Annotated in this window: 23 protein-coding genes; 2 read left to right on the forward strand and 21 right to left on the reverse strand. The window is 48.8% G+C overall.

What is annotated here, in order from left to right:
* Positions 1-30: 30 nt before the first annotated feature.
* The 12 genes from OMQ46_RS05245 to OMQ46_RS05300 form a co-directional block, all read right to left on the reverse strand.
* Entirely contained in the window at positions 31-639 is a 609-nt protein-coding gene (locus OMQ46_RS05245; protein WP_266235247.1) for a LysE family translocator, read from the reverse strand.
* A 393-nt stretch (positions 640-1032) separates the two neighbouring features.
* The gene (locus OMQ46_RS05250; protein ID WP_266235244.1) at positions 1033-1659 is read right to left on the reverse strand and encodes a hypothetical protein; all 627 of its coding nucleotides are present in this window, start codon (positions 1657-1659) and stop codon (positions 1033-1035) included.
* A gap of 116 nt (positions 1660-1775) precedes the next feature.
* The gene (locus OMQ46_RS05255; RefSeq protein ID WP_266235241.1) at positions 1776-1925 is read right to left on the reverse strand and encodes a DUF3096 domain-containing protein; all 150 of its coding nucleotides are present in this window, start codon (positions 1923-1925) and stop codon (positions 1776-1778) included.
* A 69-nt stretch (positions 1926-1994) separates the two neighbouring features.
* Positions 1995-2351: a YidH family protein gene (locus OMQ46_RS05260; protein ID WP_266235240.1), complete on the reverse strand. Its 357-nt coding sequence runs from the start codon at positions 2349-2351 to the stop codon at positions 1995-1997.
* Positions 2352-2377: 26 nt separating this feature from the next.
* Positions 2378-2677 carry a hypothetical protein gene (locus OMQ46_RS05265; RefSeq protein WP_266235888.1) on the reverse strand — a complete coding sequence of 100 codons (300 nt, stop codon included), beginning with the start codon at positions 2675-2677 and terminating at the stop codon, positions 2378-2380.
* A 94-nt stretch (positions 2678-2771) separates the two neighbouring features.
* Positions 2772-3314: a cytochrome b gene (locus tag OMQ46_RS05270; RefSeq protein ID WP_266235889.1), complete on the reverse strand. Its 543-nt coding sequence runs from the start codon at positions 3312-3314 to the stop codon at positions 2772-2774.
* Between the two features lie 39 nt (positions 3315-3353).
* Positions 3354-3905, reverse strand: coding sequence for a hypothetical protein (locus OMQ46_RS05275; protein ID WP_266235233.1), 552 nt, complete (start codon positions 3903-3905; stop codon positions 3354-3356).
* 386 nt (positions 3906-4291) lie between these two features.
* Positions 4292-6469, reverse strand: a complete 2178-nt coding sequence (locus tag OMQ46_RS05280; RefSeq protein ID WP_266235231.1) for a TonB-dependent receptor — start codon at positions 6467-6469, stop codon at positions 4292-4294.
* Positions 6470-6528: 59 nt separating this feature from the next.
* Entirely contained in the window at positions 6529-6831 is a 303-nt protein-coding gene (locus OMQ46_RS05285; protein ID WP_266235229.1) for a hypothetical protein, read from the reverse strand.
* Between the two features lie 132 nt (positions 6832-6963).
* Positions 6964-7680 (reverse strand): ZIP family metal transporter, encoded by a 717-nt coding sequence (locus tag OMQ46_RS05290; protein ID WP_266235227.1) that lies wholly within the window; start codon positions 7678-7680, stop codon positions 6964-6966.
* Between the two features lie 65 nt (positions 7681-7745).
* Positions 7746-8339, reverse strand: a complete 594-nt coding sequence (locus tag OMQ46_RS05295; RefSeq protein ID WP_266235224.1) for a hypothetical protein — start codon at positions 8337-8339, stop codon at positions 7746-7748.
* Positions 8340-8377: 38 nt separating this feature from the next.
* A complete protein-coding gene (locus tag OMQ46_RS05300; RefSeq protein WP_266235222.1) occupies positions 8378-9178 on the reverse strand; it encodes a phosphatase PAP2 family protein in 801 nt (266 codons plus the stop codon).
* A 320-nt stretch (positions 9179-9498) separates the two neighbouring features.
* Here OMQ46_RS05300 and OMQ46_RS05305 point away from each other — a divergent pair, with 320 nt between their 5' ends.
* Positions 9499-9933, forward strand: coding sequence for a GlcG/HbpS family heme-binding protein (locus tag OMQ46_RS05305; protein ID WP_266235220.1), 435 nt, complete (start codon positions 9499-9501; stop codon positions 9931-9933).
* A gap of 185 nt (positions 9934-10118) precedes the next feature.
* On the opposite strand, the gene OMQ46_RS05310 is transcribed toward OMQ46_RS05305, so the two are convergent.
* From OMQ46_RS05310 to OMQ46_RS05330, 5 genes are all read right to left on the reverse strand, one after another.
* Positions 10119-10847, reverse strand: a complete 729-nt coding sequence (locus OMQ46_RS05310; protein ID WP_266235217.1) for an NAD(P)-dependent oxidoreductase — start codon at positions 10845-10847, stop codon at positions 10119-10121.
* Between the two features lie 79 nt (positions 10848-10926).
* The gene (locus OMQ46_RS05315) at positions 10927-11292 is read right to left on the reverse strand and encodes a VOC family protein (RefSeq protein WP_266235215.1); all 366 of its coding nucleotides are present in this window, start codon (positions 11290-11292) and stop codon (positions 10927-10929) included.
* A gap of 47 nt (positions 11293-11339) precedes the next feature.
* On the reverse strand, positions 11340-12431 hold the full coding sequence (locus tag OMQ46_RS05320; protein WP_266235214.1) for a hypothetical protein: 1092 nt from the start codon (positions 12429-12431) through the stop codon (positions 11340-11342).
* A gap of 13 nt (positions 12432-12444) precedes the next feature.
* Positions 12445-12906, reverse strand: coding sequence for a GNAT family N-acetyltransferase (locus tag OMQ46_RS05325; RefSeq protein ID WP_266235212.1), 462 nt, complete (start codon positions 12904-12906; stop codon positions 12445-12447).
* Between the two features lie 302 nt (positions 12907-13208).
* Entirely contained in the window at positions 13209-13637 is a 429-nt protein-coding gene (locus tag OMQ46_RS05330) for a helix-turn-helix domain-containing protein (protein ID WP_266235210.1), read from the reverse strand.
* A gap of 67 nt (positions 13638-13704) precedes the next feature.
* Between OMQ46_RS05330 and OMQ46_RS05335 the strand changes: the two genes are divergently transcribed.
* Positions 13705-14205, forward strand: a complete 501-nt coding sequence (locus tag OMQ46_RS05335) for a DUF2938 domain-containing protein (RefSeq protein WP_266235208.1) — start codon at positions 13705-13707, stop codon at positions 14203-14205.
* Between the two features lie 112 nt (positions 14206-14317).
* On the opposite strand, the gene OMQ46_RS05340 is transcribed toward OMQ46_RS05335, so the two are convergent.
* From OMQ46_RS05340 to OMQ46_RS05350, 4 genes are all read right to left on the reverse strand, one after another.
* Positions 14318-15079, reverse strand: a complete 762-nt coding sequence (locus tag OMQ46_RS05340) for a penicillin-binding transpeptidase domain-containing protein (RefSeq protein WP_266235207.1) — start codon at positions 15077-15079, stop codon at positions 14318-14320.
* 42 nt (positions 15080-15121) lie between these two features.
* Complete coding sequence (locus OMQ46_RS16590) at positions 15122-15631, reverse strand: DUF6653 family protein (RefSeq protein WP_323135141.1); 510 nt, start codon at positions 15629-15631, stop codon at positions 15122-15124.
* A 109-nt stretch (positions 15632-15740) separates the two neighbouring features.
* Positions 15741-16139 (reverse strand): GFA family protein, encoded by a 399-nt coding sequence (locus OMQ46_RS16630; RefSeq protein WP_416234829.1) that lies wholly within the window; start codon positions 16137-16139, stop codon positions 15741-15743.
* Between the two features lie 104 nt (positions 16140-16243).
* On the reverse strand, positions 16244-16645 hold the full coding sequence (locus tag OMQ46_RS05350) for a GFA family protein (protein WP_266235203.1): 402 nt from the start codon (positions 16643-16645) through the stop codon (positions 16244-16246).
* Between the last annotated feature and the right edge of the window lie 60 nt (positions 16646-16705).

A 16705-nucleotide genomic window follows, 5' to 3' on the forward strand; every position in this document is an offset into this window, starting at 1 on the left:
TCCAGCTGAAACAAAGTTTCTTCAGGTGAGTCAGTTTTGAATTAACAATGAGGTGGCTATCAGGAGAAAAATAAAGGCTGCCGTCCAACGCAAAAACTTCATGTGCTTCAGATTCAGAGTCGCTCTCAACCTGGCTGTCATAAGCACATAAAACAGTTTACTTACACCGACACTGAATACAGTGACACTCACAATCATCATTATCTCTGCAGAAGACACATTGGCCAAGTCAACAAAGGCCGGCAGAATCGCCAGATAAAATAACACCGCTTTCAGATCGGTTAATGTCAATATAAAGCCGGCCAGCCATCCGCGTCCGCTTTGAGCCCCATCATATTCTGAACGCACCGGCGGTTGCTTGTGGAGACAGAGTCGCATTGCCAGGTATATAAGGCCTATTGCGGCAATCAGCTTGATCAGGAACCAGTGACGTGCCAGGAGAGGATAAGCCGCAGCCAGTCCTGAAAGCGCCAGCGACAACCAGAATAAGTCACCCAGTACAACGCCGACTGCTGTGGACGTGCCTGAACGGACGCCATGTAACATCGTGTTGGAAATCACCAAGAGCGTACTCAAAGTCGGCAACGCGGCCGCCGTCAGCAACACCAGACTCAGCCCAAACAATTCAGTTGGATGCATCCCTTATCCTTAGCAACATTTCAGGGGACCGGCTCCAGGTTCTCTTTAAGCTCCGGCGGTTAGTCAGACTCGATTCAGGGGCAATGAAAGCTTGGCTCAAGCTAAGTATAGCCGTGCCATAAGGCTATTTATCAGCCAATTATTATTAATATCGCCAATCCTGTAGATAAGCCTCGACGCAAGCTAATCATTGCCTATTACAATGTCTAGCGCCCATAAGGTTATGCTGTAGTGACTGGGCTCGTCATGACTGATAATAGTTGAAAACAAAAGCAATCCCGTCGTCTGAATGATTTGCTAGCCAGTGAAGGACGAGCTTACTGAGCAGTGACAACAATAGATTCAACACACATCCCGATAAAAACCGGGACGTGTGTTATCAAGTGCTCTCAATCAGCTTTGCTCATCAAGGATCACAAGCGAATCCGCTTCCAATTCCATAGTGTCGATAATATTTTCTTCCATATTACCGGTGACACTGATCAGATCACCGACATCGACTTGCTGAAAGCCTCGATCATCCAGTGGATTGTAGTCCATTCCCAGCGTATCGACGGTCAACATCTGGTTACCTTTATCCACCGTAAACTCACGACCGGTTACCGAGGTGACAGTACCAATAACTTCAGTCTGCCCAACAATGATGGGGGCCGTGTTAGTAAACCTGGCGCTCTCTTCATCCGTTGAGTTGGCATAGAAATAAACACCGAGATTTTCAACATAGACGGATTCGGCTTCAATGGTCGCGAGTTCAGAAAAGTCATCATCAATCTCGCCGTAAACACGCACTTCATCACCATTGAAAATAGGCGCCGCATCGGCGTCGGTCGACCAGTCATCCATCTCAACCAGAATCGTGCCCTGACCGTAATCCAGATAAAAGCTGTCCGGTCCGGTTTCGATCGCAGTCCCGGTCATGTTGACCCAGGTATCGTCAGCCTGACTGAAGGGAGATTCATTCGCCATGGCTGCTGGTGTGAGAAATGGGATCATCAGTGCAAAAACAGTTGAATGTCTCATGCATTTCCTCCTTATTAATAATTTGGATTTGCAAGTGACTCACAGTGTCTCAGGCACTGCTAGTGGTCTTGACACAACGCAGCACAAATTGTTTCCGGTCGGGAAGGATATCTGATTCAAGGGGTGATATTGAGGCTACCGCCGAACAGGCCAACCAGGCCAATCAGAATTAAGTAAACAGCCACAATATAGTTCAGGAGCCGTGGGACCAGCAATACCAGAATACCGGCAATCAGAGAAATGAGTGGGGTTAAAGAAATAGTCATGATTTCCTCCTTGTCATGTGGAATGACCGAGTATGCCGGTCGACAGTCCGGCCTTGCAAGCGACGCGTTTCAAAAACGCAGGAATATCAGTACCGACAACATCATCAGGCCAGCCAGCGCAACCAGCAAGTTCAGACCCAGGCTAATACCGACACGATAACCAGCAGGCCGTTCAAGCGCGGAAAAGGACGGCAATAACTGTGAGAACTGGAATACAGCGATAGCAACCGTCAGCACACCCAACAGCATGAACAGCACACCCAGCCAGAACAGGGTGAACTCATGGACGGGATCGCTCTGACCCAGAACTTTCAGCAATAAACCGGCCCGTTCGACAACGAAACCAAATGCCATCAGCATCATGCCGGTACGTTGCCAGGCAAGCAAAGTGCGCTCAGCGGCAAAAAAGACTCTGGGATCTTCCATATCACTCGCTCCCAAGTTTCGAGGAATTAATTGTCGAGGCTTTGCTGCATTTGGGCTTCGGTTGATGGAATAAGCACAAGACGATATGTACGGTATTCCTTCTCCAGCACTTTTTTGACTGCCCATATACCGCCAACAACGGCACAGGCAATGCCCACTACCTGAGACCAGAGTAGGTTTTTTTCCTCCAGTCCTGCAAGCGCGAGCAGAAATCCGGTGAGAAAGCCGAACACCACAGCCAGCAGGGCTGTGATCAGAAAAGTACGCCAGAAAATACTCCACCAGACCCGGGCCGCTCTACCCCAGGTGACATCCATGATTTGCATAATTCACTCCTTGATTGGCTTGTGAATGCTTCAGTTTTTTACAGATAAAAAAATGGGCCGCTTTGCGACCCATTTTTCATCAATTTTGCTGTATTTACCAGCGCATCATCCGACGAACAATGCCGTCATTTCTAAACGCATGATAAATCGCGCCACTGACGTGAACAGCAACGATGCCGAGTAGAGCCCAGGCGGTGTATGTGTGCAATTCACCCCAGAACTCGTTCATCTCTTCATCCGGCGCCGCAATCCGCGGAAACTCAATGGTCCACCACCAGACGGTATCCCAGCGAGTATGCGCTGATGACAAATAACCGGTGACACACACGGCCAGAATCAAACCGTAAATAGCTACGTGTGCCAGAATCGCCAGCCAGTGCATCCAGCCTGTCATACTTGTTGAATCCACTGGGGCCGGACGATACTTCAGCCGGACATAAAGCAACATCAGAATAATAATCACCAACGTGATACCGATGTTTTTGTGAAGTTGGAATGGGAAAGCCCGGAACTGCAATTCCGGAGATGGTAGCGGCAGCCCCATCATCCACCAACTGGAAATGAATAAAAAGAAAATTGAAACAGCCAGCAACCAATGCAGGATTACCGCCGTTCTGTTAAAACCTTGTCTTTGCATAACAGCTTCCGTTTATAGTTCGTTGCAATGATTGAAGAATTAAGCTTCGGCTTCGGTGTGTCTGCCAGCGAGTGCGCCGACGACTAACATCAAGTGAAGAATAAACCAGAGCAGGATCCCGCCCAGGTATACTTCACGCAAAGTTGGTCCGGTATTAACCACCGCAGCAAACTGCAGCAAGTCGACCGCAGCCAATGCACCGAAAACCGTGACAGCCGCTTTGGAAGCCCAGGGAGTGTAGTTCACCAGCGCCCCACCAATAATGATGGACAAAAACGCCAACACTGCACCAATACCAGCCAGTGTCATTTGTGCAGCAGGGAACCAATCAGGGGCGGCCAGTGCGATACCTTTAACGTGCTCGATAAGATATTCACACTCAGCAACAGTGATTCCTTCTTCTTCAAGTTCCTCTTCAGGACAGTCTGCTTCCGGCATAACACCACTTGCTGGCATGTTATTGACGATTACAGACTGTTTCATTGCTTCGTTGCCATGAACGGCAGTTAGAAAAACCCCCAGCATGATAGCCACCACACCGAGGATGCTGGCCCACGACGGGGTATTGTTGTTTAATCCTTCAGACACCATACAGCACCTGTCCTCTCGTTGTTATTAATGGATTTATCTCTCTCTTGAGTTGAAAGCTGCGACTGACAGGCCCCCCACCTCTTACAGCGATGTTTTCAACACAATTAACTAAGCTAACACAGCACAATTAGCTTAATCAAAACTTCTGACAGGCTATTCAAGCTTTTGTTCAGGGTCTCTTGGAGAAGCGTGATCTTGGGTGCATTTATTTTTGCTGCCACGCTGTATGAAGTTATTGGGAGAAATAATGCTGAAACAGCAACAAGTCCAGACAACTGCAGCTATGACAGTGAAATATCAGGCGGTGATCTTGTCAGGAGTGAAAGATCACCGCCCTTGGTTAGTGAGTCCCTTTAAGCCTGCAACGGGAACTCATCGTGCGATGCTTAAAACGGCAGGTTCATCTGCAGGGTGACATTACGTCCAGGACTCAATGCATAACCTTTATAGGTATCCAGGAAATCCCGATAGTCTTCATCCAGCAGATTATTGACACGCAAGGCAATTCTACCCGGCTGACCACTGGCCTCGTAAGGCAAATCAAAGCCAGCGTATAGATTCAGCAAGGTGTAATCATCCGTTGATGCTGTACCAAAAGGCGTGTTGTCGAACTGACTGAAAGGTTCCAGTTGCCCTGCCGCATCCTTGTCTTTTTTGTGGACCACTTCAACCGTCAGATAAGGATTTTCCAATGCCCCCATGGCAGTCGGCGTCAGGGTGACGCCCCCTCTGATTGTGTCAGCCGGAAGCAGAGGCAGATCATTGCCGCTGTCATCAAAATCGCCCCTGACCACCTCATAACTACCATGTAATGCAACCAGCGTATTCAATTGATAATGCGCAGACAAATCAGCGCCATAGAGTGTGGCATCCGCCTGTTCTGCCTGCAGAATAGGGAGGCCACCGGCGTTGGTCTGGCCAGTATCACCAAAAAACAGGTAATCGCTGATTTTGTTTCGATAAATGGTTGCTTTGGCCTGCAACCGCTGCGACCGCCACCGCAAAGAAAAATCTGTATTGATCGCGGTTTCTTCCTCCAGCGTCGGATCACCAATTTGAACAGCTGCGACACCGCCATGAACCCCGTTGACAAACAATTCAAACAGGTCTGGTGCCCTGAAGCCTCTACCCAGATTAGCTGCGGCAACCAGATTATCGGTCAGTTGATAACTGGCACCGACTGATCCGGTCATCACGCTATAGGTCTGTTCCCTTGAGCCTGCGTTCGCGGGAATCACCGTCTGGTCACGCGTTTCGCTGGCCTTGGCTTCCTGTTCGCGACGGTCAAAACGTAAACCGGCATTAAGCGTCAAGTCGCCCAACTCGAACTCTTCAAATCCAAACACCGAATAATTACTGATTTCGCCGCCCGGTGATAAGGCAACTTGTCCCTTGGAGACCTGCTCCTCCCGGACGACCTCAATCCCCCAACGGCCGCTCAGCCAGCCATCAATATCGTTATGAACCAGTTCTACCCGTCCAGTGTAGCTGTCCCGCTCCAGGTCAATCACAATATCCTCAGGTAAATAGTCACGCGTACTACCTTGTGGACGATCGGCAGCAGGCGGCGGCCCGGGGTTTGACTGCCGTTTATTATTTGACCAGGTAAAGCTGGGCTCCAGATGCCAGCCTGGCGATAAATCGATCATCGCCTCGAGCTGCAACAGATCATTCTCCAGATTCTGACCAATCCCGATGCCATCAGGCAGATTGAGAGGCGGCGGTAGAAGGTAGTTATGCTCATCCTCCCAGTGTTTATAACGCGCGGTAATGGTGCCGAATGGTGCTAACCACCCCACGGCAAACTCACCATTACGCTGTTCAAAATCAGTATGATCCAGTTCACCGGAAAAATTGGGCGCACCCGGACGGCCACTTTCTGAGAAAGTAGCTTCATTAGGGGTCGTGATATTTTCGCCTTCCCGTCCCAGAAAGGCCCCGGTCATACCGAACTGGTCATTAGCGGCATTGATCCTGAGTCCACCCATACGTTCGTTATTATTCGTGGCGTACCCTGCTGTCACTTCCCCACCCAGTTCAGTTTTTCCTGGCGAGGCAAAGGGAACGGGAGTAGAGATAACATTGACTGCGCCCCCGATGGCATCGGAGCCGTACAAAATACTTGACGCCCCTCTCACCACTTCAATTCTGTCGGCAAAAAAAGGCTCGATATTGGGTGCGTGACGCACCCCGTACTGCTGATGATAGAGACCAATGCCATTTTGCATGACCCGTATCCGGTTGCCACTCAGCCCGCGGATTACCGGCTTGCCCGTCTGGCTGCCAGTACCGATATTGCTGATACCGGGTAAGCGATCGAGTGTCTCTCCCAATGAGGCTGATTGATTTTTTTGTTTCTCCCTGCCCTGCAACACCTGGACATCGGCTGGTGTGTTGAACACAGGTGTTCGCTTCGCCGTGCCGGTCACCGTTAAGGTATCGAGTTCGGCTGCAGCTAATTGAGGTTGCTCGTTGTAAGTCTGGCTTTTGTCCTGTGCTTGTGCATGCACGGGATAAACAACCAGCGCGGCCAGCATTGCGCTGGCATTAAATATGGTTTTCATCTTTTTCTCCACGCTGAATAAAGCGCACGCTATAAGGTGCGTCCAATCATGTCTAAGATTCAGATAGAGAGATGTGGTGGTGCTCTGACATGGTTAATGATTGACAGTAAGCCATAATCGATGGGCTCTTCAGATGCTGTCGGCGATGTTTGCCAGCAGGATAAAAGCGCCCTGGCAGTGCCCCTGAAAAAAATATCGCCGATGTGTTGAGTGAGATGAAACTGCTCACAATCACAACTAGCGGGAATATGGGGGACATCAAATAAATGATGATTAGCCGCATGCACCTGGCTGTTGGCTTGTACCATCACCAACAACAGCAAACTCAGCAGCACCTGCATATAAGCGTGTCGAAACAACATAAATCTGAATTAGGTCAATCATCTCAATCAAAAGCTATGATACATCGTATCATTCTATACCTACCTACATGCAAACCCGGGTTAATATAAATGCCTGAGCGGTAGGCTTTTGATTGTTTAGGGAATGAAAGTTTAAGGGCTTATGATCTGATGACCTATCAGACCTAACAAAAAACCGCCCAGGGCAGCCAACGGCGGCGCATAGTGATTTTTCAACCTTGCTTGCGGCGCTATATCCTGAAAGATCAGATACAGGATGCCACCGGCAGCAAACATCATAACCATGGCAATAATAACGGGATGGTCAGCAAGAAAAAAATGTCCAGTCAAACCTGCTAACGGCCCTAGCAATGCCATCAGTGTAAATGCTGATACCACAGACCATGACGGGTAAGAGGTGGACTGAGCCAATTCCCGGTAGGCATTAAATCCTTCGGGTAAGTTTTGCAGTGCGATGATGATTGCCAGTAGCAGCCCTGCCTCAGGAGAAACGGTAAAAGTAGCGCCCATCGCCAATGCTTCAGGAACAAAATCAGTCAACATCGCAGCCAGTTGGCTGACTGACGTGCCCTGGCTAGAGAGAAAATAATCCAGCCCCATAAAAGCGAGACCACCGCTGGCAAAGCTGATACAGACCAGCGTCAGCGATAAATCCTTGCTGCCTTGTGGCACGAGCACCAGCGCCACGGCAGCAATCAAGGCACCACCACCGAAGGCGATAACACTATGTCTGAAGTCGGTCTCAAGCCAGGATGGACGTATCCGCTCGATACATGCCAACGCTGCCCCCAGTGGCATCATCAAGCCAGCTATGAGGGTTAGCAGTGACAGTTGAAGCCAGTCACTCATCGTCATCACCAATATCGGGTTGAAGTCTCCCTGTCTCGTTGCAGGTGTTATCGCGTTTTGCCACGTTACTGCCCTGCCACACGCCGGTAATCTTTTTGCTGACTGAAAAAATGTCTGAATAAAAGATGGGATGGCAGATAGATCAATACAACCAGCGCCACAAAGAACAGACACAGATAAGCTAATGGCGGCAGCACGGTTTGAGGCCCTCCAAGACCATAAACCCAATTTATATTGTCTGTCCGTTCTGTCACTACAAAAGTCAGGGGCAGCACTAACAGTGCAAGCATCACCTGCGACCGGAAAGCCCGCCTGTCATAGCCAAGGCGTAATAACAGATAGAGCAGTAAGGGTGGCAGGATCAGATGAAAAGTGCCAGAGAGCAGCCTGATAAGCCGGGATTCAGTCTCATCAAACATGTAAGCGGCAATCCCCATGAACTGGCTACCTGTCATAAAATCCATGACCCAGGCGGTCTCCAGCAATAAAACACTGACCGCCATGGTGCTCACTATCAGACGATTTTCGAGCCAGACTGCTGCTACCAGTGCTATCAATGCAATATCAGAAAACCAGAGAAAGTTTGTGGGGCCCAGTTCATGCCAGTAAATCGGCACAATGATACAAACGAGTACGGTGTAGCCAACTTTTAGCCACATTGGGAGGCGATTCTTCTGCCTACCGGTCACTGGCGCATTCATAGCTCACCGCTGCTCTGGTGCTGCCATTTTCTGTGAATTAATTCTGCCACAGCGATTCCCATCAGCAACCAGAAGCTGCCAACCAGAAACCCTGCGACCACATCACTGGCATAGTGAACACTCAACACCAAACGACTCCCCCCTATCAAAAGGATTAACATCGCAGCCCAGTAAATTAACTCAAATCGCTGGCGAGCCGAACTTACCCCCCGGCTGATGATGTAGGCCATGAATCCATAAACCGCGAGCGCACTGGTGGCATGACCGCTGGGAAATGAAGGCGTTATCTCGACCAAATCGGTTACTGATTCAGGTCGTGGTCGCTGTAGCAGGAATTTACCGGTATAAGTCATCAGCTGCGAACCCAACACCGTCAGCCAGAGAGGCGCAATAAAGCCACTCAGATGATGCGCCCAGAATATCCCCGTAGCGACCACTGCTACCGCGATAAGCGCCGGAGCGCCACCCAGATCCGTCAGCCAGGCAAAAGCCATCAGGGTACTGTCGGTTCGAATCAGTGTCAGTTGTTCATTAATCCAATAATCGATCCGGATCAGCTCTTCTGCTTCCAGCAGTTCTTCGACCAGCCCGGCGAATAATGCCAGCAGATATAGCATCACCAATATGATGAGGCTTAGTAGTAAGCCTGAAAAATGCGACGTTGTCAGTCTCGCCTGCACAAGCTCGCTCATTTTCGGGTAGCGAACTTTGAGTTGAGACCACAGGCCGGCCACCTCGTCTCGATGCCTGGCCTTTAACAACCAGACAGCAGCTTTGTGATATAACACTGTAGCCATGCGTGAGGCCCACCAGCAAAGTGGTCTCAGCATAACAATCAATAAAACCAACCCCATCAACGGTAAATATGACGAGAGCATGTTTATCTCCGCTTATCCGGCTTAAGTTCGATTATTTTGCTCATGTGTTTCCGCTGAAACAAATTCTTCCCCGCCCGGCTATGTGATTATTACTAAACCAAGTCGCCAGATAAATTGTCACCTTTAGTGACAGCTTAAATCCAACACGGCAACAAAACAGTCATCTTCTTCCATTTACGCACAGCGCGTGAGTGTAGGAGAGTACTTGGCGTTGTCAGTTAATCAAAAAGGAGGTTTATATGCATGTCACTTCAGAAGCAGCGAATAAAGCTATTGATGGTGCACTCGCCAAAGCAGAGTCTACTGAAACCCGCATGTGCATAGCTATTGTTGATTCCGGCGGTGCATTAAAAGCGTTCTACCGCATGGATGATGCCTGGGTGGGCAGCATTGACATCGCTATAAAAAAAGCACAGACAGCATTGTATTTCGGCATGCCCAGCGGTGAAATCGGGCAGCTGTCCCAGCCGGGCCAGCCTTTATATGGCATTGAGCACTCAAACAACGGCCTGATTACCTTCCCTGGTGGCGTCCCGATCGTCGATGATGATGGCTATATGTCCGGTGCCATTGGCGTCAGTGGCAGTTCTGTAGAAAATGACAATCTAGTGGCAAGAGCTGGGGTCGAAACCATCGGTGTCTGTGATTTACCGGATCATCCATGGAGAACCTAATCATCGACTCTGCTGGAGCTTAATACTCCAGATAAACGAATAAAGCGGCTATCCTGCAAAAAGGATAGCTGCTTTAATCTAAAGTCAGATACCTAATTTACAGACACCGTGCACGTCATCCATCAGAGGCATGTATAACACCTCACGAAGTATTATTTGAGCCGTTTCGTGTCATCGTCAGTCCCTTAGCCCGCATCGTTATATATCACCGGCATCTTCCCTTTCCAGACAGACCAGAGGTCGGGATCAACAGCCAAACTGGCCATAAAATGAGCTACGTTTTCCCGACTGGTCGTGCCCGGATTAAAAATGACGTTTCTGATCGGCGAAGGAAAGATTCTATACGCCGAGGCCTCCGATTCGTTGATGAGACTATCCGGTCTCACTGCAACCCATTCAATGATGGGATGATTCTGACCGATATGGGTTCTCAGATAATCTGCTGCCTGCTCATTATCCCGGTGTGGGGGCAGTAAAAAACGGACAACTGAGATCACGAATCTCTGGGAAAATGGCGGCTTTTCAGGGATATCACGGTTACTGTTTCCCGATGTATTCATCAGAATGAGCTTCACTTTGTGATCTGGAGCAACACCTTCAACACCACTGATAAGTTTCTTAAGGGTATCGGTGACCAGGCGTCTGGGTTCTCCAAACACCCCTTTGAAAGTGGGCTTATGCCCCAAACAGGATATAACCACACCACAACCAACAAGATGAGCTGCAACTTCCCGCTCACTAAGCTGGGAAATATCAGCAGTGACTTCCGAGTAATTAGCCTGATTACCAACAATGTCTGTCAGCGAACTCCCTTCTCGCATGATAGCCACGACATGAATGTTCCGCCGGAGCAGTTCAGCCACGACCCGCTTTCCGGTCGCCCCACTTGCCCCGGTCACTAATGCCTTGTTCACTTAGCTGGCATCCAGGCGGTAGGCCACAGCAGTTTCAGGCTTTCTATGTTTGCTATCACTATAAGCACGGTGGTAATGCCTAGATATTCTGACCAAAGCGCCAGACAACACCACTGGGATCATCAACGATAAAATCCAGCATCCCCCAGGGTTGCTCTGTGATCTCTGAAACCGCAACGCCGTATTTTTCCGCCACACCAGACCGGGTTATGTGTTGATGCCACGCTTTTACATCCTCAACCAGCACGTGCATCATCAAGTTCTCTGCGAGTTCTTTCACGTAGAAATCCTGTAACAGAAAGCTGCAATCACCATAGCGGAAATAAGCAATGCCTCCAGAGTCTGAGGCTTTGGTAAAGCCGATATCTGAGTAAAACTGCTTAGACCGTTCAAAATCTCTAGCTGGCACGAAAGCCTTGATTTCAACTGTATTCAAATTACCCATGTTCAATCCTTGTTTAACTGGCAGATTATTAGGCATTCCGATTGGCTTTACTGCCCATAGGGTGTCGACAGCATCTCTATCACACCGAGTTCGACGCGAAACACATAAACCAACATCACAATAAGACAAAGACAGGCGAAAGCAACAATGGCACTGGTGCTTTTATCAGGGTTTTCCGGTAACTCGAACTCTACCCCTTTTTTGTTGAGATAATCAGAGTAAAGATCGCATAAAGCCAAAACAAAGATTGGTCGAAGCACCAGCATCAGAATTGCCAAAGTAATCAATAGCGGAACACCAGCCCAAAAGTAGAAGGTATAAATGTGACCGTATATTTCATCGCCACTGGGCACGATATCCATAGTCATAAAGATAACGATGACGCCACCATAGCTGACACAGCCGATAATCCAGCAAAGCGCTGAATAGCCGGCCCGCAACTTGGCCACTTCGACAAAATTATCTTTGACGAAAATAACCGAATTTTTACCCGACTTAATCAGGTTATTTCCTGTAACAATACTGGGCAAAATGCCGGAGATACCCAGCTTCCAGGCATAATACAGCGCTTCACTTAATACCGCATTCCTTCGCCCTCCTTTCTTGGGCAATCGATCCAGTATTTGATTCACCGTGATCCAACCATCAATCCAGTGAAACGACCATAGGGACCAGCTGTGGGGAAGAACAAGCTCTAAACAGCTTGCCACGCTCGATTGACGACCTTGCTTATGCAAGAAATGGGTCGCCCCCATGCATCCAGTAAGAATCCCCACTGGGAAGGCCGCCAGGCCAACGCACACAAAAGACCAGGCTAAGAGCACCCAGTCTGCAATTGAACCATCATCCGATTCTGCGGCACTTCGCCAGACCGTCTCGGGAATCCAATCAAGCATCTGTACCCACAGCAAATACGCAAGGCCAATTGATGCCCACTGCAGCAAACTGAATAGAAAGATTTCTTTTTCTTTAAAGCCTAATGATATGGCATAGCCGACCCTGGAACCGAAGTTTCTGATGCCACCGGACGGCTTTTTCTCAATACCGGGAATCTCTTTTATCTCGTCCCTGACGAAATCAAGTTTATTTAACAGTCCCACTCCAAGTCCTTTTGCAAGATTGTCACCGTTATCCGTCACTGTTTTCTGGCAATCAACCGATTCGCTTGTACATGATATCGACCATCACGCCTTTATACAGACATCGTTCCATATGATGCCAGCCCAATTTTTGATAGAGCCCTGATGCGTACTCAGTATAGAGATACCAGACAGAAACACCCGACTGCACAGCCTCAAGTTCACAGCGTGAAATTAACTTGCTGGCTATACCTTGATGCCGATAGTCCTCTTTTACGTATACCGCTGCTAACCAGGGGGATAAATCCCGCCTGGTGTCCATATCGTGATGGACTATCGCCGCCGAGCCAAGCAGTTCATTGCCAGACAAAGCAATAAAGATCGAGGGAATCCCCTCTCGTCCTGCGGCATCCCTGATGACTTTCCTGCGTCCTTCCAGCGTCAGCGACGGGTTCAAATGTTGCCATTCCGCATGGTGGCGTGTTGCCAACTCAATAATCAATGCCTTTTTATCAGCCAGAGGAATAATTTCCATATTTTATCTACCTCAATGCTCAAAAGCCGGATCAGTGTGGCTTAATAAGGTTTACCCATGAAATCATCCAACACGATATCACGCAGAGTCTGAGTGCTTATCTTATATACAGCAGCCCCGCTCTCAGCACTGAATCCGAAGTGATGGCAACGCGGTAGTTGATACCCATATTTTCGGGAGTGGTTTTTCTATACCAATAGTCTTCAAACAGGTACCAGGTTCTAAGCAGAAGCACACAGAATGCTCCCACATATTTCAACGTTTTCACTGGCTATGCTTCTCCCCTGTGCATAAGCAACTGTTTATTCCACGTTACCGCGCACTCCCTTTCTTCGATTGTCTCGGACCTTGAGCGTAGCCAGATTCATTAACCGCCGGAACTTGGGACACGCCAGATGACTGGGCGCAGTACATGCCGCGGCATGCCTTAGTCCGTCCCGCATGGTAGTTAACTGGCGAATTTTCTTGTCCAGCTCGTTAGCCTTTTGCGACAGCAGTTGTCTGTCGATTCGGGGCTGGTCGCTGCCAGGTTCAAACATCAGCACAATCTCGTCCAGCGAAAATCCAGCCGCGCGCCCGAGTGAAATCAATGACAACTGATCCAGGACAGCTGGCGAAAAAGTACGTCGCAGGCCCTGCCTCCCCGTCGAATGGATCAGCCCCTTCTCTTCATAATAGCGTAGCGTAGAAGCCGGAAGACCTGATTTTTTTGCCACCTGAGAAATATCCATACAGCCCTTGACTTAAAGTTAACTTGAAGTTGTAGGCTAGCATCAATCACGTTGATAAGGAAAAATTATGGACAACATCACCCACGATTTAATAACCATTATTGGCCTTGGTATCGGCGCCACGCTCTTGATGGATATATGGGGACTGGCTCGCAAGCCCTTACTCGGTATCTCTCCGCCAAACTACTGCCTGGTGGGCCGCTGGTTTGGCCATATGATGCGAGGACAGTTTCAGCATCAATCGATCAAGGCCTCCAAACCCATTCAGGGAGAATGCTTTATAGGCTGGTTTGCCCACTATCTGACCGGCATCTGTTTTGCCAGCATATTAATCATATTCTGGGGGATGTCATGGATTGAACAGCCTAAACTTGTCCCCGCCCTCTGGGTCGGCCTGGGAACACTAGCCGCACCATTTCTGTTGATGCAACCATGTATGGGCGCCGGCATCGCAGCGGCGAAAACACCCAACCCATGGCAAGCGAGAATTCAAAGCTTAGTGACCCATCTGGTTTTTGGGTTTGGCCTTTATCTAGCGGGCTTGCTGATCAAGTTTATGGGCACTTAGTTAACAGCGGTTTGGCTTGGAAAGGGTATAGCTTGCCCAAAATAGCAGGCTTGATGCCCTTCCCTACTGGAGAAGCCAGGAACTCAGTCCAACAGCGCGCCTCTTAAACCTATTAGTGTTCGACAATATCCAGCAATCTAAATGCTTCCAGGGTAAGCGATTTTCTTAACGCCAAATCTGAGCTTTGCTTTATCTCAATGTGGTTGGCAAAAAACCAGGTTTGATTGTTGACAACCAGATACCCCACATACCATCCATCTTTACCGGACCAGCCGGTTTTCGACCAGATTTTTACAGCGCTGTTGCTGTCGGAAAGCATAATCTGCTTCAGGGTTTTTATATGTTGTTGCTGTATGGGTAGCGTCTCTGCGTAGACTTTTCGCAGAAAGCGGATTTGATCTTCCAGAGAGACCCGCAAATCACCGTCCAGCCAAAACCGTGTGATTTCACTGCCGGTTAATTGGTTTCCATAATCAAAATCACGGAGGTACTGATGGTATTTCTGGTCGCCTACCATTTTGGCATAACGTTGATAGCACCATACGCACGAGACTTGAAAGGCTGTTTTCAGTGTTTGATCCGCGTTCCATGGCTCATAATCACGCTCAACCCCATCCCAGGCAATCACTTCCGAGGCATCTTTAATCAAACCTTCCTCAAGTATGATGAGCGTGTTGGGAATTTTAAATGTCGAAGCAGGGATGTAACTTGCTTCGTTATTCAGGTTGTATTGATACTTTAATTTTCCATCAGCAGACTCAATGAGTATTGAGCCTTCAACGTTGTTGGTTTGGTACAGGTTTTCGAGCTGATTCTCCGAAGCATATACGTTAGCTGAGAGCATCCATACAAAAAGAAATCCTAAATACTGCATATTCATCCTGATTTTAAAATATGAGTGCATAACGCTCTCGCATTATGTTTTATACCATGATTGGTAGCGGGGGTTAGCGTCTTTCATATCGGTGTATAGCCACACCATACGATCGACAAACCATGCCTTAAAAACCATTATCCAGACATTACCGAGGACCAAAATCCAGAAATCCAGCGCAACCAAGCCATAAATGAAGATTGGAAGACCGATAGCGGATAAACACTGCAAGACTCGGCAGACTATTCGATGATGATGCGGAATAGCTGTGTTTTTGCGGTTGAGATAAATCCGCTCTCCAAAGGTGCCCATTGAGGCCCAATTATTTGTTTTCCTTGGCACATTAAATAGTCGTGGGTTCAGCCATACCCACAATATGGCTAGAAAGATTGGCGCTATGGAATAAGCGCCAATCCAGTCCCTCGACCAGAATGCAATGGAAATGAGTGGTAACGTCGTAAACCTTGTGTACACGCTCCATGGGTTGGCGTGCCTCATCCATACATCGTCAGTCATGGACATGGACTTCTCTGCGAGTTTAAGGATATTCATACGCCCCCATACGAAGTATCACGCTGCCATGTACAAGACGAGTTTGCCAGCACTCGCCGACCATCAACGACGGATTTAATCGCCCTGTCAGTCCGGTTCTGATGGCAACTCATAGCGTTGGTGGCGCTTCTGGATACTGTGGAAGATCATCAGCAATGTCTATCCACGGTTGTTTGGAGGATACCCAGAAATGCATATCAGGTTTAAACAGCGACGGATCGTCCAGACTCCCTGCCGTAAATCCGATAACTCCCGCCGAAGCACGCCGGGAAAATATGCTTGTACCACAACGCGCACACGCCCCTCTTTCGAGCGTCTCTGATGAGTAAAATGTATTAACGGGTCCGGTGATAGAAACATCTTCAATCCGCACGAGCACTCGAGCGTTAAATGCTGCACCAATAGCCTTTTGACATTGCCTACAGTGACACACTCTCTGGTTCAATGGCTCAGCAGTCGTTTGGTAACGAACAGCACCACACAGGCACCCACCGCTAAATTTTGTCACCAGGAAAGCCTCCTCATCTTAATGGTCCTACCCCGCGCTCTGCGGCAAATTGGGAACGTAACTATAGATCCGTCCGACAACAGCCACTGGTTATGTATGGTAGTTCAATCTGGCAGGCCTTCGAACGTCGGCAATGCCGTTAACACCACATCCCAAGCCGCTTTACTGGATGAAAAGATATGCGCAGTTGGCGACATGGTTATTTCAGTATCCAAACAGCCCGCAGGCACGACGAGCAAACCTGGGAGCTGCGTGTTTGGCAGGGCTGAGCCACACAACTTGCAAAAGCTCTTGTTATGTCGAGTGCCAGGAAGCGTAAACGAAGTCACTGCATCTGCCCCCGAATGCCAGATCAATTCAGCTGACTGTGAAAACAGGTTTGCCGCATAAGCGGCACCCGTATCTTTTTGGCAATAGTGACAATGACACAGGTAAAAGCTTTCAAACTCACCTGTTACCTCGAACTTCACGGTGCCGCATAGACAGGAACCGAAATACTTACTCATCAGCCTCACACCTCCCATAGCTTGTGGCTGAATGCCACATTAGTAGCCTTCAAAACTGCG

Source organism: Methylophaga sp. OBS1 (assembly GCF_026319365.1).

Bases quoted from the DNA above. Each gene is read 5' to 3' on its own strand.
- OMQ46_RS05245 (WP_266235247.1), bottom strand. From the start codon at position 639: ATGCATCCAACTGAATTGTTTGGGCTGAGTCTGGTGTTGCTGACGGCG.
- OMQ46_RS05250 (WP_266235244.1), bottom strand. From the start codon at position 1,659: ATGAGACATTCAACTGTTTTTGCACTGATGATCCCATTTCTCACACCA.
- OMQ46_RS05255 (WP_266235241.1), bottom strand. From the start codon at position 1,925: ATGACTATTTCTTTAACCCCACTCATTTCTCTGATTGCCGGTATTCTG.
- OMQ46_RS05260 (WP_266235240.1), bottom strand. From the start codon at position 2,351: ATGGAAGATCCCAGAGTCTTTTTTGCCGCTGAGCGCACTTTGCTTGCC.
- OMQ46_RS05265 (WP_266235888.1), bottom strand. From the start codon at position 2,677: ATGCAAATCATGGATGTCACCTGGGGTAGAGCGGCCCGGGTCTGGTGG.
- OMQ46_RS05270 (WP_266235889.1), bottom strand. From the start codon at position 3,314: ATGCAAAGACAAGGTTTTAACAGAACGGCGGTAATCCTGCATTGGTTG.
- OMQ46_RS05275 (WP_266235233.1), bottom strand. From the start codon at position 3,905: ATGGTGTCTGAAGGATTAAACAACAATACCCCGTCGTGGGCCAGCATC.
- OMQ46_RS05280 (WP_266235231.1), bottom strand. From the start codon at position 6,469: ATGAAAACCATATTTAATGCCAGCGCAATGCTGGCCGCGCTGGTTGTT.
- OMQ46_RS05285 (WP_266235229.1), bottom strand. From the start codon at position 6,831: ATGTTGTTTCGACACGCTTATATGCAGGTGCTGCTGAGTTTGCTGTTG.
- OMQ46_RS05290 (WP_266235227.1), bottom strand. From the start codon at position 7,680: ATGAGTGACTGGCTTCAACTGTCACTGCTAACCCTCATAGCTGGCTTG.
- OMQ46_RS05295 (WP_266235224.1), bottom strand. From the start codon at position 8,339: ATGTGGCTAAAAGTTGGCTACACCGTACTCGTTTGTATCATTGTGCCG.
- OMQ46_RS05300 (WP_266235222.1), bottom strand. From the start codon at position 9,178: ATGGCTACAGTGTTATATCACAAAGCTGCTGTCTGGTTGTTAAAGGCC.
- OMQ46_RS05305 (WP_266235220.1), top strand. From the start codon at position 9,499: ATGCATGTCACTTCAGAAGCAGCGAATAAAGCTATTGATGGTGCACTC.
- OMQ46_RS05315 (WP_266235215.1), bottom strand. From the start codon at position 11,292: ATGGGTAATTTGAATACAGTTGAAATCAAGGCTTTCGTGCCAGCTAGA.
- OMQ46_RS05325 (WP_266235212.1), bottom strand. From the start codon at position 12,906: ATGGAAATTATTCCTCTGGCTGATAAAAAGGCATTGATTATTGAGTTG.
- OMQ46_RS05330 (WP_266235210.1), bottom strand. From the start codon at position 13,637: ATGGATATTTCTCAGGTGGCAAAAAAATCAGGTCTTCCGGCTTCTACG.
- OMQ46_RS05335 (WP_266235208.1), top strand. From the start codon at position 13,705: ATGGACAACATCACCCACGATTTAATAACCATTATTGGCCTTGGTATC.
- OMQ46_RS05340 (WP_266235207.1), bottom strand. From the start codon at position 15,079: ATGCAGTATTTAGGATTTCTTTTTGTATGGATGCTCTCAGCTAACGTA.
- OMQ46_RS16590 (WP_323135141.1), bottom strand. From the start codon at position 15,631: ATGAATATCCTTAAACTCGCAGAGAAGTCCATGTCCATGACTGACGAT.
- OMQ46_RS05350 (WP_266235203.1), bottom strand. From the start codon at position 16,645: ATGAGTAAGTATTTCGGTTCCTGTCTATGCGGCACCGTGAAGTTCGAG.